This window comes from Pseudomonas sp. B20, assembly GCF_020515755.1.
GTDB classification, from domain to species: Bacteria; Pseudomonadota; Gammaproteobacteria; order Pseudomonadales; family Pseudomonadaceae; genus Aquipseudomonas; species Aquipseudomonas syringae.
On sequence record NZ_JAHPJG010000004.1, the window covers coordinates 165,036 to 181,634 of the forward strand.

17 protein-coding genes are annotated in these 16,599 nt (G+C 62.2%); 10 read left to right on the top strand and 7 right to left on the bottom strand.

What is annotated here, in order from left to right:
* Positions 1-3 precede the first annotated feature (3 nt).
* The 3 genes from cobN to LIX91_RS05840 are packed head-to-tail and all read left to right on the top strand — an operon-like array spanning position 4 to position 5,467.
* On the top strand, positions 4-3,768 hold the full coding sequence (cobN, locus tag LIX91_RS05830) for a cobaltochelatase subunit CobN (RefSeq protein WP_226488123.1): 3,765 nt from the start codon (positions 4-6) through the stop codon (positions 3,766-3,768).
* Positions 3,768-4,802, top strand: a complete 1,035-nt coding sequence (locus LIX91_RS05835; protein WP_103688655.1) for an ATP-binding protein — start codon at positions 3,768-3,770, stop codon at positions 4,800-4,802. The genes cobN and LIX91_RS05835 overlap by 1 nt, the downstream gene beginning before the upstream one ends.
* Before the next feature lie 53 nt (positions 4,803-4,855).
* On the top strand, positions 4,856-5,467 hold the full coding sequence (locus LIX91_RS05840; RefSeq protein ID WP_026175243.1) for a vWA domain-containing protein: 612 nt from the start codon (positions 4,856-4,858) through the stop codon (positions 5,465-5,467).
* A 157-nt stretch (positions 5,468-5,624) separates the two neighbouring features.
* Here the strand turns inward: LIX91_RS05840 and LIX91_RS05845 are convergent, their stop codons facing one another.
* Positions 5,625-5,891 carry a hypothetical protein gene (locus LIX91_RS05845; protein WP_003315350.1) on the bottom strand — a complete coding sequence of 89 codons (267 nt, stop codon included), beginning with the start codon at positions 5,889-5,891 and terminating at the stop codon, positions 5,625-5,627.
* Between the two features lie 329 nt (positions 5,892-6,220).
* Here LIX91_RS05845 and LIX91_RS05850 point away from each other — a divergent pair, with 329 nt between their 5' ends.
* Entirely contained in the window at positions 6,221-7,546 is a 1,326-nt protein-coding gene (locus LIX91_RS05850; RefSeq protein WP_226488124.1) for a sigma-54-dependent transcriptional regulator, read from the top strand.
* Here the strand turns inward: LIX91_RS05850 and LIX91_RS05855 are convergent.
* Complete coding sequence (locus LIX91_RS05855) at positions 7,523-8,068, bottom strand: AAA family ATPase (protein WP_226488125.1); 546 nt, start codon at positions 8,066-8,068, stop codon at positions 7,523-7,525. The genes LIX91_RS05850 and LIX91_RS05855 overlap by 24 nt on opposite strands.
* Complete coding sequence (gene pnuC / locus LIX91_RS05860; RefSeq protein ID WP_226488126.1) at positions 8,065-8,628, bottom strand: nicotinamide riboside transporter PnuC; 564 nt, start codon at positions 8,626-8,628, stop codon at positions 8,065-8,067. The genes LIX91_RS05855 and pnuC overlap by 4 nt, the downstream gene beginning before the upstream one ends.
* Positions 8,629-8,879: 251 nt before the next feature.
* Here pnuC and LIX91_RS05865 point away from each other — a divergent pair, with 251 nt between their 5' ends.
* Positions 8,880-9,710, top strand: a complete 831-nt coding sequence (locus LIX91_RS05865; protein ID WP_003394753.1) for an undecaprenyl-diphosphate phosphatase — start codon at positions 8,880-8,882, stop codon at positions 9,708-9,710.
* Positions 9,707-10,141 carry a DUF1294 domain-containing protein gene (locus LIX91_RS05870; protein WP_103695631.1) on the top strand — a complete coding sequence of 145 codons (435 nt, stop codon included), beginning with the start codon at positions 9,707-9,709 and terminating at the stop codon, positions 10,139-10,141. Before LIX91_RS05865 ends, LIX91_RS05870 begins: the two co-directional genes overlap by 4 nt.
* Here LIX91_RS05870 and LIX91_RS05875 read toward each other — a convergent pair.
* The gene (locus LIX91_RS05875) at positions 10,136-10,504 is read right to left on the bottom strand and encodes an MmcQ/YjbR family DNA-binding protein (RefSeq protein WP_003411291.1); all 369 of its coding nucleotides are present in this window, start codon (positions 10,502-10,504) and stop codon (positions 10,136-10,138) included. The two genes, LIX91_RS05870 and LIX91_RS05875, sit on opposite strands and share 6 nt — an antisense overlap.
* Before the next feature lie 126 nt (positions 10,505-10,630).
* Between LIX91_RS05875 and pcaD the strand changes: the two genes are divergently transcribed.
* From pcaD to LIX91_RS05895, 4 genes are all read left to right on the top strand, one after another.
* Entirely contained in the window at positions 10,631-11,422 is a 792-nt protein-coding gene (gene pcaD, locus LIX91_RS05880; protein ID WP_226488127.1) for a 3-oxoadipate enol-lactonase, read from the top strand.
* A gap of 80 nt (positions 11,423-11,502) precedes the next feature.
* Entirely contained in the window at positions 11,503-12,462 is a 960-nt protein-coding gene (locus LIX91_RS05885) for a LysR family transcriptional regulator (protein WP_226488128.1), read from the top strand.
* Positions 12,463-12,536: 74 nt separating this feature from the next.
* On the top strand, positions 12,537-13,145 hold the full coding sequence (locus LIX91_RS05890) for an FMN-dependent NADH-azoreductase (RefSeq protein ID WP_226488129.1): 609 nt from the start codon (positions 12,537-12,539) through the stop codon (positions 13,143-13,145).
* Positions 13,146-13,521: 376 nt separating this feature from the next.
* Positions 13,522-14,562: an alpha/beta hydrolase family protein gene (locus LIX91_RS05895; RefSeq protein ID WP_003417325.1), complete on the top strand. Its 1,041-nt coding sequence runs from the start codon at positions 13,522-13,524 to the stop codon at positions 14,560-14,562.
* 9 nt (positions 14,563-14,571) lie between these two features.
* Here LIX91_RS05895 and LIX91_RS05900 read toward each other — a convergent pair whose 3' ends face one another.
* The 3 genes from LIX91_RS05900 to LIX91_RS05910 are packed head-to-tail and all read right to left on the bottom strand — an operon-like array spanning position 14,572 to position 16,590.
* On the bottom strand, positions 14,572-15,225 hold the full coding sequence (locus tag LIX91_RS05900; RefSeq protein WP_226488130.1) for a glycosyltransferase: 654 nt from the start codon (positions 15,223-15,225) through the stop codon (positions 14,572-14,574).
* Positions 15,194-15,820, bottom strand: a complete 627-nt coding sequence (locus tag LIX91_RS05905) for an SAM-dependent methyltransferase (protein ID WP_016568340.1) — start codon at positions 15,818-15,820, stop codon at positions 15,194-15,196. Before LIX91_RS05905 ends, LIX91_RS05900 begins: the two co-directional genes overlap by 32 nt.
* A complete protein-coding gene (locus tag LIX91_RS05910; RefSeq protein WP_153220532.1) occupies positions 15,817-16,590 on the bottom strand; it encodes a PIG-L deacetylase family protein in 774 nt (257 codons plus the stop codon). Before LIX91_RS05910 ends, LIX91_RS05905 begins: the two co-directional genes overlap by 4 nt.
* Positions 16,591-16,599: the final 9 nt, after the last annotated feature.

A 16,599-nucleotide genomic window follows, 5' to 3' on the forward strand; every position in this document is an offset into this window, starting at 1 on the left:
CCCATGCATTTACTGAGAACCCAGCCCGGCGGTTTCGTACCTGACGACAATATTGCCGATCTGGGCCAGACCCCGGCCGAGCTGGTGATTCTCTGCAGTGGCGACTCCAGCCTGGCGCTGCTGGCCGAGGCCGCCCGGCAGCTCCCCGAAGACTACCCCAGCCTGCGTCTGGCCAACCCGATGCAGGTCCAGAATCACGCCTCTGTCGACCTTTACGTCGATGAAGTGCTGCGTCACGCAAAGGTCATTCTGATTTCTTTGCACGGCGGTATTGGCTACTGGCGCTACGGCGTCGAGCGGCTGATGGAGCTCGCGGCACGCGGCGTTCAGGTCATTCTGGTGCCGGGTGATGACCGCCCCGATCCAGAGCTGAGTGATCTGAGCACTGTGCCTGCCGTAGAGCGCGACCGACTCTGGCAGTTTCTGCGTCAGGGCGGCCTGCAGAACGCGCTGCAGTTGTACAACTGCATGGCCAGTCGTTGGCTGGACCGCGATTATTCCTGGGCCGAGCCCGCGCCGTTGCCGCGCACAGCCATCTACCATCCGCGGTTGGCAAGCGCGCAGCTTGCCGATTGGCAGGCAGACTGGCTTGCCGAGCAGCCAGTGGTGGCGCTGCTGTTCTATCGCTCGCACCTGCAGGCCGCCAATACCGGTTTCATCGACGAGTTCTGTGTGCGCTTGCAGGCGCAAGGCATCAACCCGCTGCCCATTGCCGTGGCCAGCCTCAAGGAACCCGGCTGTTTTACTCAGGTGGAGGACTGGCTGGATGAGGCTGAAACCGAGCTGATCCTCAATACCACCGGTTTTGCCCAGTCGAGTCCGGAGGCGCCGCATCTGCGTCCGTTCCGGCGCAACGTACCGGTCATTCAGGCCATCTGCGCGCAGGACAACGAGCCTGCCTGGCAGGCCAGCGAACAGGGCCTTGGCGCTCGAGATCTGGCGATGCACATTGCCTTGCCGGAGCTGGACGGACGCATCATCAGTCGGCCGATCAGCTTCAAGGACCTGGCCTGGCGCAGTGAGCGCAGCCAGTCAGACGTGGTCTGCTACCGCGCCCAGCCGGACCGGATGGATTTCGTCGCGCAACTGGCGCGGCGCTGGATCGAGCTTGCGCGCCTGCCCAATGGCGAAAAGCGCGTGGCGCTGATCCTCGCCAACTACCCGACTCGCGACGGTAGGATCGGCAATGGTGTGGGGCTCGATACGCCTGCTGCGGCGCTGAATATCCTGCGCGCCATGCAGGCCGAGGGCTATCCGCTGGCGCCGTTGCCGGACACTGGCACCGAACTGATCCAGCAACTGCTGGGCGGCGTGACCAATGATCTGGACAGTATCGACCAGCGCCCGTGTCAGCAGAGCATGGCGCTGGAGGAATACCTGGCAGCGTTCAACGAACTGCCGCAGGAAAATCGCGATGCGGTGAACGCCCGTTGGGGCACGCCGGACGCCGATCCGATGTTTCGCAGCGGCCGGATGATGATCGCCGGACTGCGCTTTGGCCTCACCTTCATCGGCATTCAACCGGCGCGGGGTTATCAGGTCGACCCGAGCGCGGTGTATCACGACCCGGACCTGGTTCCACCCCATGGCTATCTGGCGTTCTACTTCTGGCTGCGCAAAGCCTACGGCGCGCATGCGGTGGTGCATGTCGGCAAGCACGGCAACCTCGAGTGGCTGCCCGGCAAGGGCGTGGGGCTGTCGCGAACCTGCTGGCCGGACGCGGTGCTGGGCGCCATGCCGAACATCTATCCGTTCATCGTCAACGATCCGGGCGAGGGCGCACAGGCCAAGCGGCGCACTCAGGCGGTCATCATCGATCACTTGATGCCGCCGCTGACCCGCGCGGAGACCTACGGCCCGTTGCGCAATCTGGAGCTGCTCGCCGACGAATTCTACGAAGCGCAAATGCTCGATCCGCGCCGCGCGCGAGAGCTGCAGCGTGACATTCTCGAACTGGTCCGTGAAACCCATATCGACCGCGAACTGGCGCTGGGCGAGAACCTCGACAGCGATGCCGACGCGGCGCTCTGGCTGCCACGTCTGGACACTTACCTGTGTGACCTGAAGGAATCGCAGATTCGCGATGGCCTGCATATCTTCGGTCAATCGCCGCAAGGTCGCCTGCGCATCGACACCTTGCTGGCCCTGCTGCGTATTCCGCGCGGTGACGGGCGTGGCGCGCAGTCCAGTCTGTTGCGCGCGCTGAGCAAGGCGTTCGAGCTGGACTTCGACCCGCTGAACTGCGAGCTGGCCGAACCCTGGACCGGCCCGCGGCCCGCTGCATTGCAGGCCCTGAGCAGCGATCCCTGGCGCAGTGCCGGCGATGCTCGCGAGCGGCTGGAGCTTTACGCCGCCATCCTTATCGAACGCGTCACGCAGGGCGAAGCGTTGACCGACTTGCCGGCGCACGATGATCTGGCCCAGATTCTCGACAGCCTGCGTGACGTCGTCGCGCCGCGTCTGGATGCCTGCGGCCCCGGCGAAATGCAGGGCATGCTTGACGCCCTGAGTGGTCGTTTCGTGCCGGCAGGCCCCAGCGGCGCGCCGAGCCGGGGGCGCCTGGATGTGCTGCCCACTGGCCGCAACTTTTTTACCGTGGACGTGCGCAACCTGCCGACCACCACGGCCTGGCGAATCGGCTTCCAGTCCGCCAATCTGCTGCTGGAACGACACCTCCAGGACCATGGCGATCACCTGCGCCAGCTGGGCCTGTCGGTATGGGGCACGGCGACCATGCGCACCGGCGGTGACGACATCGCCCAGGCCATGGCGCTGATGGGCGTGCGTCCGGTGTGGGCGACGGGCAGTCAGCGGGTCGACGACTTCGAGATTCTGCCGATCAGCCTGCTCGACCGCCCGCGAGTGGACGTGACACTGCGGGTCTCCGGTTTCTTCCGCGATGCCTTCGCCAACCTCATCAAGCTGTTCGACGCTGCGGTGCAGGCCGTCGCGGCGCTTGACGAGCCCGACGACATGAACCCGCTGGCGGCCAGGGTCCGTGAAGAACGGCAAGGCTTCATCGCAGAAGGCCTGAATGAAGACGAGGCGGCGCGTCAGGCCGGCTGGCGGATATTCGGTGCCAAACCCGGTGCCTATGGCGCTGGCGTACAGGGCGCTATCGATGGCCGACTGTGGCAGAGCCGCGACGACCTTGCCGAGGTTTACCTGAATTGGGGCGGTTACGCCTATGGCGCTGCCGATGAAGGTACGCCCGCGCGGCAGCGCTTTGCCCAACGGCTTTCTCAGGTGCAGGCGGTGCTACAGAATCAGGACAATCGCGAGCACGACCTGCTCGACTCAAATGACTACTACCAGTTTCAGGGCGGCATGCTCGCCGCTTCTGAAACCCTCAGCGGGCAGAAGACCGCCAGTTACCATGGCGATCACAGCCAGCCCGATTTGCCTAAGATCCGCACCCTCAAGGAAGAGCTGAACCGGGTGATACGCTCGCGCGCAGCGAATCCGAAATGGATCGAAGGGGCCAAGCGCCATGGTTACAAAGGTGCTTTCGAAATGGCCGCGACCGTGGATTTCCTGTTCGCGTTCGATGCAACCACCGAGCTGATCGATGATCACCAGTACGCGCTGCTCGCCGACGCCTATCTGCTGGACCCGGCGACTCGCGATTTCATCGCCCAGCACAATCCCGATGCGCTGCGCGACATGACCGAGCGCATGCTCGAAGCCCAGCAGCGCGGCCTCTGGCAGGAGCCTGGCGAGTATCAGCAGGCGCTGGAAGACCTGCTCCTGGACATAGAAGAGAACTGATGACCGTGTCTGATTCAACGATGAGCGAAACTCCGCATTTTCCACTGGCCGCTGTGGTGGGTGCCGATGACCTGAAACTGGCGTTATGCCTGACTGCCATCGATCCGCGCATCGGCGGCGTGTTGATCGAAGGACCAAGAGGCATGGCCAAGTCGACGCTGGCCCGCGGTTTGGCCGATGTGCTGGCCAGCGGTCAGTTCGTCACCTTGCCGCTGGGCGCTACCGAAGAGCGTCTGGTCGGCACGCTGGACCTTGACGCCGCGCTGAGCGAGGGCCGCGCGCGCTTCTCTCCAGGCGTGCTGGCCAAGGCCGACGGTGGCGTGCTGTATGTCGATGAGGTCAACCTGCTTGCCGACCATCTGGTCGACCTGCTGCTGGACGTCGCGGCCAGCGGCGTCAACCTGGTCGAGCGCGACGGTATCTCCCATCGTCATGCTGCGCGTTTCGTACTGATAGGCACCATGAACCCCGAAGAAGGCGAATTGCGCCCGCAGTTGCTGGATCGCTTTGGCCTCAACGTGGCCCTGAGCGGCCATACGCTGCCTGCCGAGCGCAGTCAGATCATCCGTCGCCGTCTGGATTTCGACAGCGATCCTCAGGGCTTCTGCCAGCACTGGCAAACGCAGCAGGATGCTTTGAAGCTGCGTTGTGAGCAGGCACGTCAGTTGTTGGCGGGCATCGAACTGGATGACCAGTCTCTGGCAATGATCACCGAGCGCTGCTTTGCCGCGGGTGTCGACGGCATGCGCGCCGATCTGGTCTGGCTGCGGGCTGCGCGCGCGCATGCGGCGTGGCGGGGTGCCGGGCATATCGAAGAGCAGGACATCGAAGCGGTTGCCGAATTTGCCTTGCGCCACCGGCGTCGCGAGCCCTCACCGCCGCCGCAAAATTCCGAGGCGCCACCACCGCCACCAGGATCGTCCAGCAAACAGGCCGAGCCTGAAAGCGGGCAGGGCAGTTGGGGTGAGTTGCCTGCCCAGGCAGTTACGACCGGATCACGCCGCGAAGTGCCGAGCTGGCCAAAAAAGCCCTAGGCATCCGTCCCCGCACCACACAGGGGGCGGATGCCATTCCCCGTCCCGGTCGACTGGCCAGCGGCAGGCAGGGCGCTGTACGTGTTGGAGCTGATGGCCCGGTGCAATGGTTGCCGACCTTTTTGCGCGGTCAGCCGAAGAGCCACAAGGATCTGGTTCGCCAGCCGCGTAGCAGCCGGCCCAGCGAGTTATTGCTGGTGATTGTCGATGCCTCGGCGTCTACCCGCCGCCATCAGGCGTTGAGTCAGGCCAAGGGCCTACTGTCGCAGATGTTCGACGATGCCTATCGACGCCGGGCTCGGCTGGCCTTGCTGACCGCCAGCGGCACTGCGCCACGCTGGCAACATCAGGGGCTGAAAGCCTCATCGGCGTTGACACCCTGGCTGGATGCATTGGGGGCTGGTGGTGGTACGCCGTTGCCGGAAGCGCTGCAACAGGCGGCTGAATGGCTGGCGCAACGGCAAAAACGCTATCCGGCCGAACAGCAGCGGGTTTTGGTGCTGACCGATGGTCGGATCAAGTCGTTACCGGCACTGCCTGCGTTCGACTGCGCCAGTTTGCTGATCGATATCGAGAAAGGCCCGATCCGCCTGGGAAGGGCGCGGGAACTGGCATCGAGTCTGGGGGCTGAGTACCGGCACATCGATGAGTTGAAGCGGGTCTGAGGGTAGGGAATCCGTCAGGCCCTGCTCTCTCGCCGATGCTCTGCGGGGTTGGCGCGCGCAGAGCATGGCACTGAGAACACATTGCTGTGGGCGCGGCGAGTGCGGCGATCCCACAGGTTTTCCATTACGCCAAGCGGGGAGCCCGCTCAGTCAGCCATCAAGCCGGCATGGTCCACGGCTCAAGGTCGTAGCCTTCGTTGCTGATTTCTGCACGGGCCTGTTCCAGAGCGCTGGCCAGCTGGCGCTTGTCGGAGTAGGTGCTGCTCGGGATCTGCTTGCGACCGATACGGTTGCTGGTGCGGTCGATCACCGTCAGGCTCAGTTCGCCGTTACCGTCCTGTGGTGCCCAGGCAACACACTGGAAGGGTTCAAAAGCGTGTCCAGCGATCAGAAGTGCATCGTTGAAGCGCAGTGGGGCGTTCATGGTCGTTTCCTCAAGTGCCCATATCAATTCAGTCACGGCGGCGGGCTAACCGTCCGGCTGGTTACTTGTGTTGATGAACGACAAGGGGTCATGAGTCACACTGTTCACTGAAAATAGTTGCGAATTATTTTCGACGGGCGCGCGCATGGATGTCCCGGGCAAAAAGGGTCGGGCAGGCGGCGCGTTAATGACTTCAGGTTATGAGCGTTAGACCCAAACGGTACAACGCTGCGTCAAATATTTGCTAGGGTGATGATTGGGCTCGCCAACAGACTGTTTATAAAAAGCTTTTAAAAATCCCTCCATACGCCGGGCGCCAAGGAATCTTCATGCATGGATCGGCCCCAACACGACGTCTGTTAATGCTCGACGGCGGTGACGACTGTCATCCATTGATCCCTGTTCTGATCGAAGCCGGCTGGACGGTGCAGGAAAGCCCATCGGGTTCGGCAATCATTTCTGATTGTGATGTAGGCCTGATTCACCTGACGTCCGATCATTTTGAACACTTGCCCAGGCTCGAGGCGCTGTTCGTTAACAGCCCGGTGCGCTGGATTGCAGTACTGTCAGCCAGTGATTTGCGCCGCGAGAAAATCGGCGATTTTGTCTGCCGCTGGTTTTTCGACTTTCATACGCTGCCTTTCGATGCCGGTCGGCTGTATGCCTCGCTCGATAGAGCGTTTATTGCCGGACGCCCGCCAGTGCAGGGCTCGCCATCGCCGTTCAGCGCGGAACCCGAGTTGCTCGGCGACAGTCGGCCTGTCCGTGAATTGCGCAGGCTGCTGAGCAAACTGGCGCCCACCGATTCGCCGGTACTGATCAGGGGCGAGCGGGGCACGGGCAAGGAACTGATCGCCCGCAGCCTGCATGCTCAGTCCTTGCGACGCGACAAACCCTTTATCGTGGTTGATTGCGCAGCGCCTGACGGGCAGTCGATCCACACCGTGCTGTTCGGTCATGAGGACGGCGGGCTTGACGATGCTCAGGAGCGTAGGGGCGGATTGCTTGAAGCCGCAGACGGCGGCACGCTGTTGCTCGACGAGGTCGGTGAGCTCCCGCTGGATACCCAGGCGAGCCTGCTGCGCTTTCTCGAAGACCGGCAGATCGAGCGCGCGGACGGCGGCGAACCGATTGCAATGGATGTGCGGGTGCTGGCCGCCACTCGCGAGGATCTTGAAACGGCGGTACGCAAAAAGCGCTTTCGCGAGGATCTGTATTACCAGCTCAATGTGCTGCAGGTCGGCGTAGCGCCGCTGCGCGAGCGCCATGGCGATCTGGCCTTGCTGGCTAACCATTTCGCCCATGTGTACAGTCAGGAAACCGGCAGGCGGGCGCGCAGTTTCAGTCAGGATGCGCTGGTGGCGCTGGGCAAGCACGATTGGCCGGGCAATGTGCGCGAGCTGGCCGGTCGCGTTCGGCGCGGGCTGGTGCTGGCCGAAGGCAGGCAGATAGAAGCGGCAAATCTGGGCCTGCTGGGCGAAGAGGACAGTATCGGCAACATGGGCACGCTGGAGGATTACAAGTCCCGGGCCGAGCGCCAGGCGTTGTGCGATGTGTTGACGCGCCACAGTGACAATCTGAGTGTGGCGGCCAGAGTGCTGGGTATTTCGCGACCGACGTTTTATCGGCTGTTACACAAGCACCAGATCCGCTGAGTCGCCCAGCAACTGCGAGACAGCGCTCAGCGCCTGTTCGCGGCGCTGCTCCCAGTTACCGCCCACTACCCGGTAAGCCTGCCGGTGGTGGTCCAGCCATTCCCGGCTGGCGTCGAAAAAGGCCTGGCGTTCACCCAGCTGCGGCTGGCAGCGCTGGCCGTCGCTGATCCAGTCAACGCCCTCGGGCGACAGCAACAGGTGCAGGTCATAGGCGCGGCTCAGCAGTTGCTGTTCGATCCACGCAGGGCAGTCGCCGAACAGCGTGCGGCTCCAGAGCATGTTGCTCAACAGGTGCGTGTCGAGTATCAGCAGGTGCGGCTCGGCGGCGCGCGCCGCGTCCTCCCAGGCCAGTTGGCCCTGGGCGATGGCCGGAATATCGGCGTAATCGGTGTCGCGGCCCTGCTGATCAATGAAATACCGGACGTATTCGCCGACCAGCAGGCCGCCGAACCTATGCTGTATCTCCGCCGACAGCCAGCTCTTGCCACTGGACTCCGGGCCGGTGAGGACCAGAACTTTCATCGCGCCAGCGCCAGATCGTTGCGCCACTCGCGCCAGCCCTGCACCGCCAGCAGGGTGAACAAGCCATACAGCGCAGCCGTCAGGTAAAGGTCCTTGTAGATGAACAGACCGACGAAAATCACATCGAGCAGGATCCACAGCGGCCAGCACTGAACGCGTTTTTGCGCCATCCAGACCTGCGCCACCAGACTGAACCCGGTCAGCGCGGCGTCCAGCCAGGGTTGTGCCGCATCGGTGAAATGCGCCATGCCGGCACCCAGTGCGACGCTGATGAGTGCGCCGACCGCCAGCCCCTTGAGCACCGAACCGTGCTGCAACGTGGTCACGGCTTTGACCGGCAGGCCGGCACCGTGCCGCGTCCATTGCAGCCAGCCATACACCTGCAGGCCGGCGTAAATGACTTGCAGGAGCATGTCCGAATACAGCTTTACGTCGAAGAATATCCAGATGTAGATCACCACCATGACCAGGCCAATTGGCCAGCACCAGGGATTCTGCTTCACTGTCAGCCAGACTGCGATAACGCCGATGGCGGCAGCGAACAGTTCAAGCCCGGACATGGCGGCTCCTTGGTGAGGGTAGTGAGGGGCGGGGCCGGCGATTGTATGCGCTTCTGCGCGCGGCGTGCAGCTTGTGTTGCGCCGGAGCTTACGTCAGCAGGCGTTGTGCGTGCAGGTCTGCTAGCATTCCGCGCCTTGCATTTGCGCGAGTTTCTTCAAGCTTCGTTCAGGCATGTGGCGGCATAGTGGCAAGCATTTTTTACACGACAACATTAAACAGCGAGCCTGCGGCATCGCTTCATGGGGGAATGATGGATCTTTGGACCGCTGCTCAGGCGTTGATATTGGGTGTTGTAGAAGGGTTGACGGAGTTCTTGCCGATCTCCAGTACCGGGCATCAGATCATCGTCGCCGACCTGATCGATTTTGGCGGCGAGCGCGCCATGGCCTTCAACATCATCATTCAGTTGGGGGCGATTCTGGCAGTAGTCTGGGAGTTTCGGCGCAAGATCCTCGACGTCGTCGTGGGTTTGCCCAAACAGCAACAAGCGCAGCGTTTCACCCTCAACCTGCTGATCGCCTTCATGCCTGCCGTGGTGCTGGGCGTGATTTTCGCCGATACCATTCACCACTACCTGTTCAATGCCATTACCGTGGCCACGGCGCTGGTCATCGGTGGGGTGATCATGCTTTGGGCCGAGCGCCGCGAGCACACCGTGCGCACCGAAACCGTCGATGACATGAGCTGGAGCGATGCGCTCAAAATAGGCTTGGTACAGTGCCTGGCGATGATCCCCGGCACCTCTCGTTCGGGTTCGACGATCATTGGCGGCCTGCTGTTCGGCCTGTCCCGCAAGGCGGCGACCGAATTCTCGTTCTTCCTGGCCATGCCGACCATGGTCGGTGCCGCGGTGTATTCGGGCTACAAGTACCGTGACATGTTTCGCCCGGACGACTTCGCGGTGTTTGCCATCGGCTTCATCACCTCGTTCATCTTCGCGATGATCGCAGTGCGCGGTTTGCTCAAGTTCATCGCCACTCACAGTTATGCGGTGTTCGCCTGGTATCGCATCGCCTTCGGCCTGCTGATTCTGGCGACCTGGCAGTTTGGCTGGATCGACTGGGCATCGGCCAAGGCATGACAGCGAACCGCGAGTCGTCACGGCCAGCCAGCCGTGGCAGGCCGCCGGTCCGGCAACTGCGCTTGAAGGTACTGGTACTGTTTCTGCTGTGTGCGTTACCGGTCTACGGCACGGCGTCGCTGTGGCTGAGGCAAGTCACGCCGATTCCGGCGCTGGTCCTGATCGTCATGAGCCTGCTGGCGTTCTTGCTTTACCGGCATGACAAGCGACAGGCCGGCAACGCGGGCCAGCGCACGCCGGAGAACGTCCTGCATGGCGTCGAGCTGCTCGGCGGCTGGCCCGGCGCGCTGCTGGCACAGCAGGTGTTCCGGCACAAGACCCGCAAAGTGTCTTTTCAGGTCGTGTTCTGGCTGATCGTGCTGGTGCATCAGGCGCTGTGGATTGACTGGCTGTTTTTGGGCAAGCGGCTTGTGCAACTGCTGCCGTTATAGCTTCAGGCCGATCTGCTGCCGTTTCGGCAGCTTGCCGACCACCAACTGGTGCGAGCGGGTCAGCAAATCGCGCACCTCATCGGCGCTCAGCGTCTGCAGATCGGCCACGCTGATCCAGTGCGCACGCGCCAGATAGGGCGCAGGTCGTATGCCGGGTCGATCCACGTAACCCAGAAACAATTCCGGGTGGACCTTGAACGCAAGGTCCTCGCCGACCAGATCCATGACCGCGAACATTTTCTTTTCGGCGACGGAAAAAACCCGTATGCCGCCCCACTTGTAGTCTTCACGCGCGCCTGGCAGGTCGAGACAGAATCTGGCGATGTCTTCCTTGTGCAGGGTCTTTTGCGGGCTCTTTGGCATGGATGCTCCCTGGGGTCTGACGGCGCACGGTAAGCTGTTCGATAGCCGCACGGATATTCGATCCGCCGATTGTATGCTGCTGCGACACTGATTAGTGTGCAGCTTTGCCTTTCTCCGGAGTCTCGAATGTCTGCCGTGCAACTCGCTGATGGTCAACTGAACTACCTGCTCGAAGGTCCGGCGGGCGCGCCGGTGCTGGTGTTGTCCAATTCCCTGGGCACGGATCTGCACATGTGGGACAACCAGGTGCCTGCCTTCAGCCGTCACTTTCAGGTATTGCGTTACGACACGCGCGGTCATGGCAAATCGCTGGTCACTGAGGGCAGTTACAGCATCGAGCAAAACGGTCGGGATGTGTTGGCGCTGCTCGACGCGCTGGACATCGACAAGGCTTTTTTCTGCGGCCTGTCCATGGGCGGGCTGATCGGCCAATGGCTGGCAATCAATGCGCCGCAGCGCCTGCACAAGGTCGTGCTGTGCAATACGGCCGCCAAAATCGGCAACCCCAATGTCTGGAATCCTCGTATCGAAACCGTTCTGCGTGACGGCCAGTCGGCCATGGTCGCGTTGCGCGATGCCTCGATCGCGCGCTGGTTCACACCTTCCTTCGCGGACGCCGAGCCCGCTGCGGTCGACACGGTTGTCGGCATGCTGGCACGCACCTCGCCACAGGGTTACGCGGCCAATTGCGCGGCTGTGCGCGATGCGGATTTCCGTGAGCAGATCGCGTCCATCGAGCTGCCTGTGCTGGTGGTCTGTGGCACGCAGGATGCTGTAACGACCCCGGCGGACGGGCGTTTCATGGTTGAACGGATTCAGGGTTCGCAGATCATCGAGCTGCACGCGGCGCACCTGTCCAGCGTCGAGGCGGGTGACGCATTCACTGTGCCGGTGCTGGCATTTCTGACTGCCAAATGACCCGGCGCGATCCTCAGTCGCGGCCTTGAGGCACGGGGCACGGCGCTGCATACTCCCGGCTCTGAAAACGAGGTGGCCGGGTGTTTGATCTCAACGATCTTTTTTATTTCGTCCAGGTGGTCGAGTGCCTCGGCTTTGCGCCGGCAAGTCGCAAGCTGGGGATCCCCAAGTCCAAGCTCAGCCGGCGTATTGCCGGGCTTGAGGAGCGGTTGGGTGTGCGCCTGATTCACCGCTCGACCCGCACCTTCGCGGTGACCGAAAGCGGGCGTGACTATTACGCGCACTGCGTGGCCATGCTGGTCGAGGCCGAGGCGGCCGAAGAGGCCATCCTGCGTTCCAAATCCGAACCGCAGGGCAGGGTGGTGATCAGTTGTCCTCCGGCGTTGGCAGCGATGGGCTTCAACGAGACCATCGCCCGTTTCGCGGCCGAGCACCCCAAGGTTCAGATCCAGGTCGAAAGTACCAACCGACGCGTCGACCCGCTGACCGAGAACATTGACATTGCGCTGCGCGTGCGCTTTCCACCGCTGGAGGACGACGGGCTGGTGGTCAAGAAGCTCGGGCACAGTGCCCAGCGTCTGGTGGCGCGCGGGGACCTGGCGGCCAGGCTGTCGGCGACGCCTTCTCTCGAGGCGCTGTCGACACTGCCAAGCCTCGACATGCCTTCCTCGAATCACGAGCACCGCTGGTTGCTGGAGACGCAGCCCGGCCAGTATGCCGAAATACGCCACACGCCCCGGCTCATCAGTTCGGACCTGGACATGATGCTGCAGGCTGCCTTGCAGGGTGTAGGCGTAGCGCAGCTTCCCGAGCTGATTGTCAGGGAAGCCCTGCAGGACGGACGCCTGGTAGAGCTGTTCAGTGAGCACCGGCCCAAGTGCGGCATCGTGCACGCTGTGTTCGCCTCGCGCCGAGGGCTGCTTCCAGCGGTCAGGGGCCTGCTGGATGTGTTCGAAACCTCATTCAAGGAACTGAGCCTGAGTCCTGATTCGCTTTATTGTTCTCTTAATAGAACGAACAGTCGCATTCAAGACCACTAATCATCTATTGCGATCAAGGATAGGATGCTCGCCACTTCATCGCCCCGTGGCGATTTTCCTATGGGAGCTACGTTATGAATCTATTGCACCTCGACTCCAGCATCCTCGGCGATCACTCTGCTTCGCGTCAGCTGACCCATGAGGTTGTCCAGGCCTACCTGAATGCTCACGCCGACAGCCAGGTCACCTACCGCGATCTGGCCAGCGATGCGCTTGGGCATTTCTCTGCCGCCAGCCTCGCCGCAGCGGGCACGCCGGTAGACGTCCGTGATGCCGCCCAGCAGCAGGAAGTGGCAGGCAACGAAGCCACTTTGCAGCAGTTTCTCGACTCGGACGTGCTGGTCATCGGCGCACCCATGTACAACTTCACCATTCCGACCCAGCTGAAAGCCTGGTTTGACCGGATTCTGATCGCGGGTCGCACCTTCCGTTATTCCGAAGCAGGCCCTGAAGGCCTGTGTGGCGGCAAGAAAGTCATTATCGTCTCTACCTCGGGCGGCCTGCACGCCGGGCAACCTAGTGGCAGCGGTCACGAAGAGCTGCTCAAGACGCTGTTCGCCTTCATCGGTATCACCGACCTGCAATTCGTCCGTGCCCACGGCCTGGCGTATGGCGAAGAGCCGCGTGCCAGCGCCATGAGCGCTGCTCAGCAATACGTCCAGAACGAGCTGTTCGCGGCCTGATCAAAAGCCGTCTTCACGAAACTCTACAACCTGCGCGGGGTTTTCCTGCCGGGTTGTGGAGTTTTTTTGTTTCTGATGCAGGGCGATGGGCTGCGCTGAACGGCGCGCTGACGGGAGACAACCTTGACAGCTTTCTTACAGGTAGCGGGGTTCTTACAGGACTAGACTAGCCTTTTCGAGCACTGCCTTGTCAGGCTGGCGGAAATATCTGCCCTCGCGAAAAAACAACGGGCAGTTTATGGCCCGGCTTGTGCACTATTTCTGTTTTCAACACTCATATCTGGGTGGGAACGGCGCGCTGGAGCATGAAGCTCGACACAAGCGCTTGATGGATTGTCCGGACGAGTTTCCGGATTTGCAAAGGTTGGGCCTTGCCATGGTACGTCTTTGTGCAGTGATGCTGGTTTTCCTGCTCGATAGCCTTGTTTCGGTGCACGCTCAGGCGGATGAGTCCTGGAGCGCGGGCTATCACCAGTTGAGTTTCCCTGATCCGCTGGATTCCCAGCCGGTCGAGGCCATCGCCTTTTACCCGTCGACCGGCGCCGAGCAAGTGAGCACTCTGCATGGCTATCGCGTCGAGGCTGGCGAAGAGGCGCCTATCGCAATGGGCCGTTTCCCCTTGCTGTTGCTGTCGCACGGCAATACCGGCACTCCGCTTGCGCTGCATGACCTGGCCACTTCGCTGGCGCGGCAGGGGTTTGTGGTGGTTGCCGTGGTTCATCCTGGCGACAATGATCGCGATCACAGCCGTCTCGGCAGCCTGAGCAACCTGTACGGTCGGCCGCTGCAGATTTCCGAAGCGATCAGTACGGCCTTGCTCGACCCCTTGCTGGCCCCCTATCTCAATGCCCGGCAAGTGGGCGTGATCGGTTATTCGGCCGGTGGCGAAACCGCGCTGATTCTCGCTGGCGCGCAGCCTGACCTGCAGCGTCTGCGTCAGTACTGCGCCGAGCGCCCGACAGACCGCGACGCCTGCAAGACGCAGGGCGAACTGGTCGCAGACCGTGATGACCTTCACGCTCAGGCTGATCCGCGGGTTGGCGCATTGATGTTGATGGCCCCGTTGAGCCTGATGTTCGGCCGTCACACGCTGGGTGATGTGCACGTGCCGGTGCTGATGTACGCGGGGGATGACGATCAGTTGCTGGCGATCGACCGAAACGCAGAGGCACTGGCGCGCAAGCTGCCGCAGCCGCCCGACTACAAGTTACTGGCCGGGGCAGGGCATTTCGTGTTCATGGCACCGTGCAGTGATGAACAACGCGCGAGTGCGCCGTTGCTGTGTAACGACCCTGACGGAGTCGACCGCGAGGATATTCACCGTAACCTGAGTGCCGAAGCGGTGCGCTTCTTCAGTGCCGCGCTCAATTCCGCCGACGATGACCGTTCAGGCATGCAGACGGCGCATCATCAGTAAGCTCGCCGTTCAGGCGTTCAGCGAACTCAGAAAATCACCAAACCCGCCCCTGGCTTTCGAGTCGAGGCGGGTACTGGTCGTGACCCTGGGTCGGCAACTCCAGGCGATCCGCGCACCGATCAATTCCAGTTGCCGAACCAGGTGCACGTCCTCGTGACAGGTCAGGGCCGGAAATCCACCGGCGCTGATATACGCAATCGAGCTGACGCCCAGATTGGCACCATGAATATGTCGGTGACCGTCACGGTGCTGGTAATGCTGCAGGTAAGCGGCCTGCGCGGCGGCCGAAATGTCCTTGCTCCAGTCGCCGGGCGTGACCGTGCCGCACACCGCGTCGGCATCCAGCGCCAACTGTTCGGCGAGCCAGTCGTTGGCCACGGTACTGTCGCCATCGGTACACGCCAGCCAGCGTGCACCCCGGTCGAGAAGAAACTCCGCGCCCTGTGCTCGAGCCTGCCCCACGTTGCGCGCACGCACTTCGAGAATCATCACGCCATGGGCACGCGCGATCTCCGCCGAGCGATCAGTGCAGCTGTCGAGAACCACCAGCACTTCCACGCATTCGCCCTTGAGGTCGGGGTGTGCAGCCGCCTGCTTTATCGTTTCGAGACACAAGTCGAGTAACTGCTCTTCATTGTGCACCGGGATCAGTATGCCGATCATCGGAGAATTCCTGTTCTGCTACGGAGGTTCCATCACGACTCCACAGGTCCAGCAGGAAATCCTGTTCGTGATGACTGAAAAGTCGGTGCATGGACAAGCGTGCAGCAAGGATGTCGTGAACCGCCTGGGCGTTCAGCGGGCAGCCTTCGATATCAGGCCGCCAGTGACAGGCGAGCAACTGGCCATCCGGTGCCAGGGCAGCCAGTGCGCGGTCGATCAGGCCGTGCAGGTCGTCGGCGTCCAGGTAATAACCCATCTCGCTGAAGACGATCAGGTCAAATTCGCCCTGCGGCCATTGCTGCGGCAAACGCGCCTGCAACACTTTGGCATGTGGCACGCCGGCCAGACGCTTGCGTGCCAGGTCCGCAGCCAGGTTCGAGGTGTCGCAGCACACCAGCGAATCGCAGCGCCCGGCAAGATCGGCACTGAGTTCACCGTTGGCACAGCCAGGCTCGAATATCGAGCGGTAGCGTTCGCGGGGCAGGGCGGCCAGGGTCAGGGCGCGTTTGCGCCGTTCGTACCAGCGTTGCTTGAATGCCCACGGGTCATCGTTGTTGAGAAACAGCTCATTGAAATAACTGTCCTCGACGCTCATGTGAACACCACTTCAAAGGGCTGCAGCAGCCTTTCCAGCACTGCGTCCGGCAAAACCGGGGACAGACCGATTGCCGGATCACCCTGCAACTGGCTGGTGAACGCCTGAGCAGCGTTGCGTTTATGGGCCAGCGTGACCGGGTCGAGCAGCAGCTTGCGCGCTCTGTCCCATGGCAGGCGTTGGTCTTCAGGATCAGCCCAGTGCCAGGCCCAGACCGGCACTTCGTGAAACTGTGCTCCGGTGGTCGTGCAGGCCTTGGCACTGGCTCTGCCGACCGCCTCATGATCGCCGTGGCCATCTTCCGCCCAAGTGGCGAATACCACGTCGGCAGGGCCCAGATGCTGTTCAAGGAAGGCCACCAGTTGATCTTCCGCGTCGGCCACGGCGCCGTCCTGAAGGCCGCAACGCAACCACTCAAGGCGCTCTGCAGGTATACCGAGGCGATTCAAGGCTTCGGCACTTTCCTCAGGTCGGGCTTTGCACAGACGATCGACGGGCCAGAGCGTGGAGCCCGGATGGCTGGCTGTACCATCGGTGACCGAGATCAGTAACAGGCTGCGCTCCAGTTGCGCCAGTTGGCTCATCAGACCGCCACAGGCCAGTATTTCATCATCCGGGTGCGGGGCGATGATCACGGCTCGGCAATTGGTCGGCACCAGCAAGTCAGCGGTAATCACAGGCAGGCCGTGCAGCTTGGTCGAAGCGTTCCAGGCGGCGAGGGAAGTGCCCTGGCCGGACTCGTCATCACTCACTACGAACCCTTCACTCATGCTCTATAC